This is a genomic window from Streptomyces sp. SX-6 (assembly GCF_059089585.1).
On the sequence record NZ_JBTHHU010000020.1, the window covers coordinates 1 to 11,111 of the forward strand.

General features: G+C 67.6%; 14 protein-coding genes and 1 pseudogene. 10 read left to right on the plus strand and 5 right to left on the minus strand.

Annotation, left to right across the window (positions count from 1 at the left end):
- The 5 genes from ACV530_RS22845 to ACV530_RS22865 form a co-directional block, all read left to right on the plus strand.
- Window positions 1-467 (plus strand): cbb3-type cytochrome c oxidase subunit I (locus ACV530_RS22845; RefSeq protein WP_494334469.1); only part of this gene is annotated, 467 nt, incomplete at its 5' end.
- Window positions 464-784: a hypothetical protein gene (locus tag ACV530_RS22850; RefSeq protein ID WP_494334470.1), complete on the plus strand. Its 321-nt coding sequence runs from the start codon at window positions 464-466 to the stop codon at window positions 782-784. The genes ACV530_RS22845 and ACV530_RS22850, both read left to right, overlap by 4 nt.
- 217 nt (window positions 785-1,001) lie before the next feature.
- Window positions 1,002-1,532, plus strand: a complete 531-nt coding sequence (locus ACV530_RS22855; RefSeq protein WP_494334471.1) for a ferredoxin — start codon at window positions 1,002-1,004, stop codon at window positions 1,530-1,532.
- Window positions 1,533-1,577: 45 nt separating this feature from the next.
- Window positions 1,578-2,102 carry an HAD domain-containing protein gene (locus ACV530_RS22860; protein WP_494334472.1) on the plus strand — a complete coding sequence of 175 codons (525 nt, stop codon included), beginning with the start codon at window positions 1,578-1,580 and terminating at the stop codon, window positions 2,100-2,102.
- Window positions 2,103-2,163: 61 nt separating this feature from the next.
- Window positions 2,164-3,117 carry an alcohol dehydrogenase catalytic domain-containing protein gene (locus tag ACV530_RS22865; protein WP_494334473.1) on the plus strand — a complete coding sequence of 318 codons (954 nt, stop codon included), beginning with the start codon at window positions 2,164-2,166 and terminating at the stop codon, window positions 3,115-3,117.
- Window positions 3,118-3,282: 165 nt separating this feature from the next.
- Here the strand turns inward: ACV530_RS22865 and ACV530_RS22870 are convergent, their stop codons facing one another.
- Window positions 3,283-3,450 (minus strand): hypothetical protein, encoded by a 168-nt coding sequence (locus tag ACV530_RS22870; protein ID WP_494334474.1) that lies wholly within the window; start codon window positions 3,448-3,450, stop codon window positions 3,283-3,285.
- Window positions 3,451-3,485: 35 nt separating this feature from the next.
- Window positions 3,486-3,995, minus strand: coding sequence for an NUDIX domain-containing protein (locus tag ACV530_RS22875; RefSeq protein WP_494334475.1), 510 nt, complete (start codon window positions 3,993-3,995; stop codon window positions 3,486-3,488).
- 318 nt (window positions 3,996-4,313) lie between these two features.
- Here ACV530_RS22875 and ACV530_RS22880 point away from each other — a divergent pair, with 318 nt between their 5' ends.
- The 3 genes from ACV530_RS22880 to ACV530_RS22890 all read left to right on the plus strand — a co-directional run bounded on the left by ACV530_RS22880 (window position 4,314) and on the right by ACV530_RS22890 (window position 7,339).
- Window positions 4,314-5,489: a DUF5005 domain-containing protein gene (locus tag ACV530_RS22880; protein ID WP_494334476.1), complete on the plus strand. Its 1,176-nt coding sequence runs from the start codon at window positions 4,314-4,316 to the stop codon at window positions 5,487-5,489.
- Window positions 5,490-6,059: 570 nt separating this feature from the next.
- Complete coding sequence (locus ACV530_RS22885; protein WP_494334477.1) at window positions 6,060-6,623, plus strand: GNAT family N-acetyltransferase; 564 nt, start codon at window positions 6,060-6,062, stop codon at window positions 6,621-6,623.
- Between the two features lie 269 nt (window positions 6,624-6,892).
- A complete protein-coding gene (locus tag ACV530_RS22890; protein WP_494334478.1) occupies window positions 6,893-7,339 on the plus strand; it encodes a hypothetical protein in 447 nt (148 codons plus the stop codon).
- Window positions 7,340-7,416: 77 nt separating this feature from the next.
- Here the strand turns inward: ACV530_RS22890 and ACV530_RS22895 are convergent, their stop codons facing one another.
- The gene (locus ACV530_RS22895; RefSeq protein WP_494334479.1) at window positions 7,417-7,872 is read right to left on the minus strand and encodes a hypothetical protein; all 456 of its coding nucleotides are present in this window, start codon (window positions 7,870-7,872) and stop codon (window positions 7,417-7,419) included.
- Between the two features lie 208 nt (window positions 7,873-8,080).
- Between ACV530_RS22895 and ACV530_RS22900 the strand changes: the two genes are divergently transcribed.
- On the plus strand, window positions 8,081-8,722 hold the full coding sequence (locus tag ACV530_RS22900; protein ID WP_494334480.1) for a pentapeptide repeat-containing protein: 642 nt from the start codon (window positions 8,081-8,083) through the stop codon (window positions 8,720-8,722).
- Window positions 8,723-8,725: 3 nt separating this feature from the next.
- On the opposite strand, the gene ACV530_RS22905 is transcribed toward ACV530_RS22900, so the two are convergent.
- Window positions 8,726-9,616 carry an esterase/lipase family protein gene (locus ACV530_RS22905; protein WP_494334481.1) on the minus strand — a complete coding sequence of 297 codons (891 nt, stop codon included), beginning with the start codon at window positions 9,614-9,616 and terminating at the stop codon, window positions 8,726-8,728.
- A gap of 272 nt (window positions 9,617-9,888) precedes the next feature.
- Here ACV530_RS22905 and dcd point away from each other — a divergent pair, with 272 nt between their 5' ends.
- Window positions 9,889-10,464: a dCTP deaminase gene (gene dcd, locus ACV530_RS22910; RefSeq protein WP_494334482.1), complete on the plus strand. Its 576-nt coding sequence runs from the start codon at window positions 9,889-9,891 to the stop codon at window positions 10,462-10,464.
- 26 nt (window positions 10,465-10,490) lie between these two features.
- Here dcd and ACV530_RS22915 read toward each other — a convergent pair.
- Window positions 10,491-11,041, minus strand: a pseudogene (locus ACV530_RS22915) (YciI family protein).
- Window positions 11,042-11,111: the final 70 nt, after the last annotated feature.

Sequence of the window (11,111 nt, forward strand, 5' to 3'; positions counted from 1 at the left end):
TCGCCGGATTCCACTTCTGGTGGCCGAAGTTCACGGGCAAGATGCTGGACGAGCGCCTCGGCAAGATCACCTTCTGGACGCTGTTCGTGGGCTTCCACGGCACGTTCCTGGTCCAGCACTGGCTGGGCGCCGAGGGCATGGTGCGTCGTATCCCCGACTACCTGGCCGCCGACGGGTTCACCACGCTGAACACCATCTCGACGATCAGCTCGTTCCTGCTCGGCCTGTCGATCCTGCCGTTCTTCTACAACATCTGGAAGACCGCCAAATACGGCAAGAAGGTCGAGGTCGACGACCCGTGGGGTTACGGCCGTTCGCTGGAGTGGGCCACCTCGTGCCCGCCGCCGCGGCACAACTTCACCACCCTGCCGCGGATCCGTTCCGAATCCCCGGCGTTCGACCTGCACCACCCCGGCATGGACACACCGGCCGTGGAGACCGGCTCGCGGAAGGATGCACTCGCATGAGGACGACCGCCGAAGCCATCAACGAGATCGAGGGATATCTGCTGTGGGAGGGAGAGAAGCAAAAGGCGCGGGAAAGGGCCCGGGAATTCACCGCCGGAATACCCTGGCTGACCGACTCACAACGTACCGATCTCGAACACCGCTATACCGTGGACCAGCTCGTGGCATCCCGCACATATCTCCGGCGTATCGCCGCGAGAAGCGCTGAACTGCGGGCCGAGTACGAGGCGGTGTACCAGGTTCTCAAACGCCGGACGGCCACCTGGTTCGTGGTGTGCGGAGCAGTCTGGGCGGCGACCGTGCTGGCCTTGCGCTGAGTCAGGAAGGCTCCCCCCGTCCGGTGCGCGCAGGGTCGGCTGTGTACGACAGCGCTACCGCGCGGGCCAGCTGCACGGCTGAAGACGCAGCCGTGCAGCTGCAAGACCAGTAGCCGCAGGACAGAGGTACGGTCGAAGGTGCCCTCCCCCCACCATGCGCGTCTCCCTGCAAGGACCTGCCCGATGAATCCTTACGTTGCCTGGCTAACCTTCTGACATGGACCTCTACTTCGATCCGGTTCCTCTGCTCGGCGAGGCTCGTGCGGTGTTCCAGGGGCAGTGGACGGATCGAAAGTGGCTCAACGTGCCCGGACCGTTCTATGGAGCCAACACCGACAACTGCGGTACGGGCCGGATCCACGCCCCAGAGCTGGTGCTCTATGAGGACGAGTACTTCACCGAGTACGTCTACCGGCAACCCCGGACAGCCGAGGAGCTGCGGCAACTGGTCGATGCCGCGAAATCAGAGGCATTCTCCGGGTACGGTTGTGACGGCGACTCTCACTGGACACTTGCAGCCGTTCGAGAATGGTGGCGAGGCCGAGGCCGCATCAAGGAGTATCTGGCAACCCGGCAAACCGCCTGGGAGGCTGACGACGAAAAGTCCGGCCAGGGCACGGCCTCCGCTGTCCGCGACTACGCCGCATACCTCGATGGCGAGTTGGCCGAGCACCTCAGAATCTACCTCTTCTGGCTCGCCGAGCGACGACCGCCCACACTCGCGGACCGACTGCCACAGTTGCTCTAGGCCCGGGCTGCCCTCCCCGGCGCTGAACGCCATTACCGTGCAAGCATGACCGATTCTGCGCTACCCATCCTCTTTCTCGACGTCGATGGACCACTCATCCCCTTCGGGGCGACTCGGCAACAGCTGCCGGACGGATACCCGACCTTCGAGACAGACCATGAGCTCCGGGGAGCTGACACCAATCCCTTGATCACCAGGATCGATCCCGCTCTCGGGCCCCGGCTGATGACGCTGCCGTGCGAGTTGGTGTGGGCTACGACATGGATGTCCGACGCGAACGAATGCATCGCACCATGGCTCGGCCTGCCGGACCTGCCCATGGTGATCTGGCCCGACTCGTCCGACGAGGAAGTAGGAAACGGCCTTCACTGGAAGACCCGCACCCTCCACAGCTGGGCTGCCGGGCGCCCGTACGCCTGGGTCGACGATGAAATCTCCGAAGCCGACCGAGCCTGGACGAAGGCACACCAACCAGGTCGAGCTCTTCTGCACCGCGTCGAGGCATGGCGGGGTCTTACGGACGCCGACTTCACCACCATCGACAAGTGGCTGCGAACCGGGGCCAGATGAGGACTGCTGCGGCTGGGGCCCCTCGTCAGTCCAAGCAAGGATGCAGGCATACATTGCGACCATGCGAACCGTAGTGATCGATTCACAAGGGGCATTCCAGTTGGAGCAGCGCCCGGAGCCGGTCGCGGGGCCGGGGACCGTGGTGGTCCGGGTGCGGGCTGCCGGACTCAACGCCGCTGATCTTCAGCAGGCACGAGGGGACTATCCGGCGCCACCGGGCTGGCCGGCCGACGTACCCGGACTGGAGGTCGCCGGCGAGGTCGAGCAGGTCGGACCGGGCGTCGTCGAGGTCGCGCCGGGAGACCGGGTGATGGCACTGGTCGGCGGCGGTGGCCACGCCGAGCGGATCGCCATCCCCGTCGACCTCCTCCTGCCAGTGCCGCAGGGCCTGTCATGGCAGGAGGCCGCCGGTTTCCCGGAAGCGTTCAGCACCGCCTGGGACGCCCTGGTCACCCAGGCCGGCATCCGCGCCGGCGACCGGGTACTGGTCAGCGGCGCGGCAGGCGGGGTGGGCACGGCCATGGTGCAGGTCGCCGCGGTCTCCGGAGCCCATACCGTGGCCAGCGTGCGACGAACCGAACTCCACAGCCGGGTCAAGGCACTTGCCCCCGACGGCCGGATAGACGTCGTCACCCCCGACGAGGAAGCCACGCACGCACCGTACGACGTGATCGTCGAACTGGTCGGCGGCGAGGACTGCCTGCGACGAGTCACTCTGCTCCGAAGCCGGGGCAAAGTCCTCATCGTCGGAGTCCAGGCCGGCACCACTGCACCGCTGCGGATGTTCGACCTCATGCTCGCACGAGCCCAGCTGATCGGCACGACCATCCGCGGCCGCTCACATGCCGAGAAGGCCCTCCTCGCCGCCACTGTGCGGACGTTCGTGGCACCGCTGCTGGCCCAGGAAAGGCTACGCGTACCCGTCGACTCGGCTTTCCCCCTTGAGCGGTTCACCGACGCCTACGACCGCCTGGCCGGTCCGGGTAAATTCGGCAAGGTCATCCTGCTGCCCTGAGTACCGCTTGCAGTGCCCAGCATTCGGCGATGTCTTCGGGGTGCAGGCCCCAGTCCATTGCCAGCGGGGGGGTGGTCGGGCATTGTGAGCCCGGTCTCCTCGGCGGTCTCCCGGCGGCGTGCGAGCCATTCGGCCCGGGGAACTGCGAATGCCTGGTCAACGCGATCACGTTTCGCAGTCCTCGATGTAGACGCAGCCTCCCGCGCGGGCGGCGCGCAGTGTGGCCTGGAACAGGGCTTGGTTTGTGGGGTCCATGAGCTCGATGCCGTCTGTGGGGGTGAACCAGTCCCAGCCCCGCAGCATGATGGACGAGGAGTACCTGACCGTCGTCACGCTGGATGAACACACTGGCCCCTACGAGGAACCGCTCACCGCACGACATCAGTACCCGTCTCCAGGTACACGGCGGCGCTGTTCCTGCGAGCGTGGTCCACCGCCTTCAACCGCTCCCACGTGTGCTTACCGACGTCCCCTTCCCACGCGGCCAGCGGGCGGACTTCCCAACGGCTGTGCTCATCGGGATCCAGCGTGATGTTCTCAAGGTCGTTGTCGGTGAGAATGCCGCCATCGAAGACGAACCCGACCTTGCAGCATGTCCACACTGCGTCGTACGGCAGGTAATGGGTCACCAAGAGCCGCGTAGGGCCAGTGAAAACGAGCCCGATCTCCTCCTGGGTCTCGCGGACAGCGGTCTCGAAAGGCGATTCGCCCGAGTCGGTATTGCCGCCCGGGAGCTGCCACACCTGCGTCTTGGTCAGGACGGACGACAACAACTGGAGCGGATGCCCATGGGTGTTCGTGAAGTACAGACTCGCGTACATGGTGGCCTTGGGCAGGCCGGCGACATACTCGTGCGGTGGAAGCCACTGCTTCGGCACGAAGTCCCCCTCCCTGGTCATGTGCCTTGTCAGGCTGGACGTTGGTCCGGGTTGCCTCGGTGGATGACGTGGAAGTGCAAGTGCCTGGAGTCCTGGGCAGCGCCATACGCTCCCCCGCAGTGTGCGATGGGCACGGAAGGTGCCCCGTAAGCTGCCCGCTCCCTCCGCTTCGCTCGGCACTGATCCCCCATCCTTTTGCGACGGGCGTCAGTTCGACCCGCCCGATGTCTAACCGGCCGCATCGTCAGGAGGTCACGGCAGGAACACGTCCAGGCCGTTCACCGGCCCCGGGGCGGCGGCCCGCTACACCATGTGGCCATGAAACCGTCTCCGCGCACGCTGCTGCGCGCGGTGGCCACCGCGCTGCTCTCGGCCGTATGCGCCGCCCCGCCCACCCCCGCCGACACCGGCCGGCCGCCGGACGTCACCGGCACCGGGCCCGTGACGTCCCTGAACCGGGCGTTCGCCTCCTACGCCGACCGAGGCCACTCGCCACACCACTGGACGGGCGGGGACAGCACCTACTCGGTGCCCACCGCTGCCGGGGAGCTGTGGGTCTTCTCCGACACCTTCCTGGGCATGGTGCGTCCCGACGGCTCCCGGCCACCGGTCTCCGACGGCAGCCTCACAGCACCCTCGACCCCCTTCGTGCACAACAGTTTTGTGCTGTGGGACGGCGCGGGCCCGCACACCGTCACCGGTATCGACCGGGCCGGGCGGCCCGCCTCCGCCGTGCCGGAGACGGGCCACGACTGGTACTGGGCCCGCGCCGGTCTCCCCCTCGGACGCGGCGCCGCCGTCGTCTTCGCCCGGTACACCCACACCGGGACCGGCCCGCTGGACGTGGCCTGGCGCGCCAATGTCCTGGCCCGCGTCCTCCCCGGCCGCCCGGTGCCGGCCGGGGAGCTGACGGCACTGCCGTCAGCGGCGGGCATTGCCTGGGGCGCCTGGCTGGCCCGGGACCGGTACGGCACGTACGTCTACGGCACCGAGCCGGCGCCCGGCGGGGGCGCCTACCTGCACCTGGCCCGCACCCACGATCCTGCCCTGCGCCCCCCGTGGCGCTACTTCGCCGCCGACGGTTCCTGGGGCGGGAACGAACGGGACTCCGTGCGTGTGACGGGCGCCGACGGACACCCGCTGCGGGTCTCGCAGGAACTCAGCGTGGTACGGCACGGCCACTGGTGGGCACTGATCGCCCAGTACGCGGACGCGCCCTTCAGCCCCGATGTGCAGCTGGCCTGGTCTCGCTCCCCGACCGGCCCCTTCACTCGTCCGCACTCCGTATGGCGCGCCCCCGAGGCCGGGCCACAGGGCACCTACCACAACCCTCGGGTCATCGCATACAACCCGCACGAACACCCCGAACTGGAGCACGGCGAGCAGGATTTGGTGGTCTCCTACAACGTCAACAGCCTCGACTCCGAGGACGTCCTGCACAACGCCTCCATCTACCGCCCGCGCTTCCTGCGCGTCACCCTCGGCCGGCAGTGAGCGGGCCTTGATGGCGATGATGACGGGGACCGAATCGTGCGGTGAGTGCACGCAGCGCCTCACCGACTTCGACGCGCGCCAGGGCCGCGCCGCTTGGCCCCACCAGTGAACCTTGCACCGATCACAACCCCGCGCATGTGCGGGGCCGACGCTTCGTAAGCGGCAACGGCGGCTTGCCCGCCGCGGCTACTGCTGGTCGAGGGCAGCGTCGACGAGAGCTGCACCTGGCGGTGACCATGTTCCTTTGGGCCGCGAATTGCAGGGACCCAGGGCGAACCGGGTTCGCGCGCCTGCCTTCCATGCCGGACCCGGCCTCCATCATTTAGCCCAGGCTAAATCAGTGGGGCAGCCCGCCGACGGCCGCGCACCCTGTCGCACATGGCCGAAGTACCCGCTTCCCCATGGCCCCGTGGCGCGGCGTTCCCGTTGCCGTGCGACAACGACCGAAGAGGACACGTCGAGATGAGCCCCACACCCAGATCATGCCCCCACCACCCGCGGACGGCAGATGCCGGTCGCGGCACTCCCGGCACCGGCGCGCCAGTGCAACCACCGCGTTCGGCCGGGGTGATGACCGAGCCGCTGACCCCCGAAGACCTCCGGGGCCATGGTCTGCGTCTGCGCACCTGGTACCCGTACGAGACGGACGCCGTGCTGCGGGGCGTCACCGACCCCGATTTCCTTCGCTGGAACGTTCCCGGTTTCCCGGTCGGGGACGCCGCCGACGCCGCACAGTGGATCCGCATCCGCGCGGAGGGCTGGGAGCGGAACGCCTTCGGCGCGTACTGCATCGCGGACGAGGCGACGGACGCACCGCTCGGCGACATCTTCCTCAACATTCTCAACCCGCTCCAGCGCATCGGCGGTGTCGGCTACTGGGTCCTGCCCGAGGCACGCGGGCGCGGTGTCGCCCGGCACGCGCTCGAACTCATAACCCGCTGGGGTTTTGACTCCGTCGGCCTGCACCGGATCGAACTGGGCCATGCCGTCGGGCACGAGGCGTCGTGCCACATCGCGGTGCGAGGCGGCTACGCGGTCGAGGGGATCCAACGCGGCGCCCTGCATGGGGACCGGCGCAGGGACACATACCGCGACCGCCACCTGCACGCCAGGCTGGCCACGGACCAGCCTTGACAGCCCCCGGCTCCCCATCCATATGGGGTCGGCCCCTAGGGGGCGTCGCCTGCCGCCTAGTCGGTTCCCCTGGCTCCCCGGCGGTCCGTGTGCTCCTCACAGGCCGGAACCGGACGCCCGTGGTCGGGGCCTTGTCAGGGTTCGGTCCGGGGCATGCGACCAGGGAGGTAGCTGAGATCGGCACCCCGGATGGACAGTCGGCGCACGATCCGGCGGAAACATGGAGGAGTAGCCCATCCTTGCCCCTTTCGTGAAAGTGAGTCCCCCACGTGAGCCGTTCGTCCGCCCTCGCCCTCACCATCGGTGGCGTCGCCGTCCTCGGTGTCGCCGCAGCCTTCTCCGTCCCCGCCGCCATGGACTGGTATGACAGCCGTCACCAGCAGACCTCCGCCTACTCCACCGGTGCCGAGGCCAAGCGGGTGCGTACGTCGGTGCCGCGATGGCTGCCGGACGAGGCCACCTCCGTGAAGTACTCGATGAAGACCACCGGCGGCGAGAGGGTCCTGGTCGCCTCACTCGCCGACGGCAAACTCCCCTCGAAGTGCAAGCCCTTCACCGGCTCTGCCCCTGCCGCCGAACTCGAGACGGACTGGTTCCCGAAGGGTGTCCAGGGCAAGGCCACCGCCAAGTGCGATCTCTACTACGCCTACAACGATGGGACCACTCTCACCGCCTGGGCCACCAACCAGGAATGGATCGACGCCGGCGCCCCCTGACCCACCACCCCGCAGAACATGATGCCTTCAGGACCTCGTCGCTCTGGTCCGCGCCGGAGCTCGCTTCGGATGCGGCACTAGCTCAGTGGGTAGGTCTGCGACGGCCCTGAGCCCGCCGGGCGTTGGTCGAGGTAGACGACCTTCAGCCGGGAGAAGTACGACGCCTTTCCGGCCCGGTGCACCGGCCGGTACACCTCTACGCCCACCCAGAACGTGTGGAAGTGGCCCTGGGCGCAGTCCGGTATGCAGTCGTTGGCGACCTGCCTGCCCACGCCGTGCGCGGCGCGGGCGGTCCAGTCGGCCCAACGCAGCCCGCGCAGGTCGTTATTGCCGTCCCCGCACGCCAGCATGTACTCGCGTGGCGCGACCTGATCGTGGCGCAGGCAGTCGACCAGGACCGGATTCCTGCTCGGAGCGGGACCGCCGGCGGCGCGTGAGGGGGCGGAGCCGGAAGCGGAGGCAGGCACTGCCGCGGTGGCGAGAAGAGCGGCAGCGGATATGAGGACGCTGAGCAGACGACGGCTGGAGGACATGAGCGGTGTCCCTTCGGGTTTCGAGCAGATGTGGCTGTGCCCGCCTAGACCATCCACGCGCCCGGCCAGTTGCCCGATTCCAGGCCAATCCCCCGCACGGAATGAAAAACCTGTTGGCCTCTGTCTGCCGGACGCACCACACTCGCGTGTCGGCGGACAGGGAGAGGGCGCGTGGCAGGCCCTGCGGCTGCGGTGTTGAATGGCTGGCATGACGATCCGACCGGCCCGCGCGAACATCGACCCCGTCTCTGCCGAGCCTCCGATTCCCGACGCCGAGCGTGTGATCCGGGATGAGGACTGGTACGGACAGGACCTGTCGGGCCGGGTGTACACGCGTTACTCCTTCCTCGACACCGACTGGACCGAGGCCGTGAACGAAGGAGCGGTCTTCGACACCTGCACATTTGCCGGGGTACGTTTCAACGCCTCCCGGCACACCAATGCGGCGTTCACTAACTGCACCTTCCGTCGCTGTACTTTCTTCGACACCTCCTTCACCGACTGCAAATTCGTCGGAAGTCTCTTCCAGCAGTCGACCTTCACCCTCTTCCAGGTGACCGGAGGCGACTGGTCCTTCGTCGGCCTGCCTGGCGCGGACCTGCGCAAGGCCACTTTCGACGGTGTGCGGATGAGGGAAGTCGATCTCACCGCCGCGCGGCTGGAACAGGCGACTCTGACGTCCACGGACCTGTCCGGGGCGATGCTCCACAGCTCCCGGCTCACGGCCGCCGACCTGCGGGGTAGCGACCTGTCCGCTCTGGACCCGCTGACCGTGGAGCTGTCAGGGGCCACCATCGACCTGGAACAGGCTGCGGTCATCGCCGCGGCTCTTGGCCTGAACGTCGTGTAGGACCTACCGCTGCGGAGGCAGGAGCGGCGGGACGAAATGACAGCCGGGCTTCACCGTGCGGGCCGGGTCGAGGGCGTTGCGGGCGATGCGCAGGGTGATGTCGTCGTAGACGGAGTTCACGTGATCCGTGAAATCGGACGAACACACATCCTGTGTCACGACGTTGGTGACATTGGGCGCGGCCGGAAGCTGAGCCTCGGGCACGGAGACCAATCCGTCGGTTCGCGAGATGATGGTGGTGTACTCCACACCGGGCCGGGTGTAACCGCCTTCGGCGGTCTCTCTCATGAAGGAAGAGCCGGCGGTGAAATCCACGCACGCCGCGCAGGGCAGCCTCAGGATGTCCGACATGCCGGGGATCCTGGCGACCAGGGAAAGCAGACCGTAGAAGTGCACGCCCCGGCTGGCGGGCTCGATACCGACCATGCGGCCCACCTTGGCCTCGCCGCCCAGGCGGTTGATGTAGTAGAGGGGAAGCAGCCCTCCCTGAGAGTGGCCGACGAGGTCCACTCGCGAAGCACCCGTCGTAGCGAGCACTTTGTCGACGAAGGCGGAGAGCTGAATGCCTGAGGTGCGCATCGGCCCGAGCTGCTGGAACGGACTGCCGTCCGCGCCACCGTAGTCGAATCCGAAGACGCAGTAACCGTCCTCGCGCAGTTGCGGAGCGAGCCGCGACCAATTCGCGTACGAGTTCTCCAGTGTGCCGTTCACCAGCACGACCGGTCTCGGATGGGCCTCTCCGAGGCGACAATCGGGCTCATTGATGCCGGCTGGAACTGCCCGGGGATGGGCCACCGAATACAGGAAGGCCGCCGTCCAGTTGTCCTGTACGGGACCTGTCTCGGGCGATGCCGATACCGCTGTCGTCGAAGTGATCGTCGTCATCGCGGCCATCACCGCGATCAGGACTGACTGGATGATCCTATGTGGTCTGCGCCACTTCCATCTGGCACGCATGACAGTGACTTAACACAAGTTGCCGCAGCGTAGGCCCTTTTGCAGGAAAGCAGCGTCTTGTGGGCAATGCTGCAGCGCCACCTGACCGGAAGAGTCGCTTGGTCAGCAAGGTCCGTCCCCGCGCACGCGGGGACGGACCCGAACACGTCGGAACTGATTGGTTGTCAGCGGGGCTCTATAAGATCAGCCCACCGTTCCGCCAAGAACCCATGAGGCCCCATCCCATGCTGCTCCCCGACCACCAGATACTCACCGCGCTCCAGCAAGGTGACATCGATGTCAGCCCGCTTGCGCCCGAGGCCATCCGGCCCGCCTCCGTCGACCTCACCCTCGCCAGCGAACTGCGCATGCCCGACCCCACCATCGCCGAACTCGACGCCGCCTCGCTCGAGTCCCGGCACACCTTCCCGCTCTACATGGACACCGACGGCCACGTCATGAACCCCGGCGCCTTCCTCCTCGCCCGCACCACCGAGACCGTGCGGCTGTCCGGCAAGTACGCGGCCCGCGCCGAAGGCAAGGCCGGCACCGGACGCCTCGGCATCGCCGTGCACATCGCCTCCGCCTTCATCGACCCCGGCCACGACGCACCCCTCACCCTCGAAATCGCCAACATCTCCCCCTGGCCCGTACGCCTGCGCCCCGGCATGACCATCGCCCAACTCGCCATCATGCCCATGGCCGCCGAACCCGCACGCCTCCACGGACACAACACCACCCCCGACAGCCAACCTCGGATTCGGCTCGTGCCGGTCGCTTCCCGCTACGGAATTCGCGCTGCCTAGTGCGTGACTGACGCCTGGGCCTCGGTTCATGACGGCCGGCCGCCGAACTGCCAGTCATGGACCTCGATATCGGTGTACCGGCCCGGGGACAGGGCGGCGCGTGCCGTGTCCGGGTCCGGGGCCCGGACCAGTACCGCCGTACCCAACCAGGCGACGCCGTCGTCGGACAGCAGCGGCCCGTACGCGACAACTCGTCCCGCTCGGGCGGCAGGACGAGGCCAGCGGCCTGCCCTGGGCCGAGGCCGAGCACCAAGTACCGGTTGCCGCTGGTCTGTCCACCGGGGAAATCCCACATGGTGCGCCCCAGCATGTTGCGCCACCGGCGCAGCAGTACGTCCCGGTACACGCCGGCCTGGTAGTTGGGTTCGTCGAAGGCGAACGCGCGGGCCGCAGCGGGATCCGGCAGGTCGACGATGTGCACGCTGCCGGAGAGCGTATCGCCGTCGTCGGCGAAGGTCGGGCCGCGAGCGATCATCTCTTTCGCGTACCGGTCCATGTAGGACCAGTGCTCTTCCAGCAGCTCGTTGCGCAACGGCATGGAGCCGGGCCGGTCACGGTGGTAGCAGAAGAACTCCATGCCCACAGACTCTCCCCAACATACGCGGGCATCTCAACGGGCTGTACACCGCAGCCGAGCAACCTGCGCG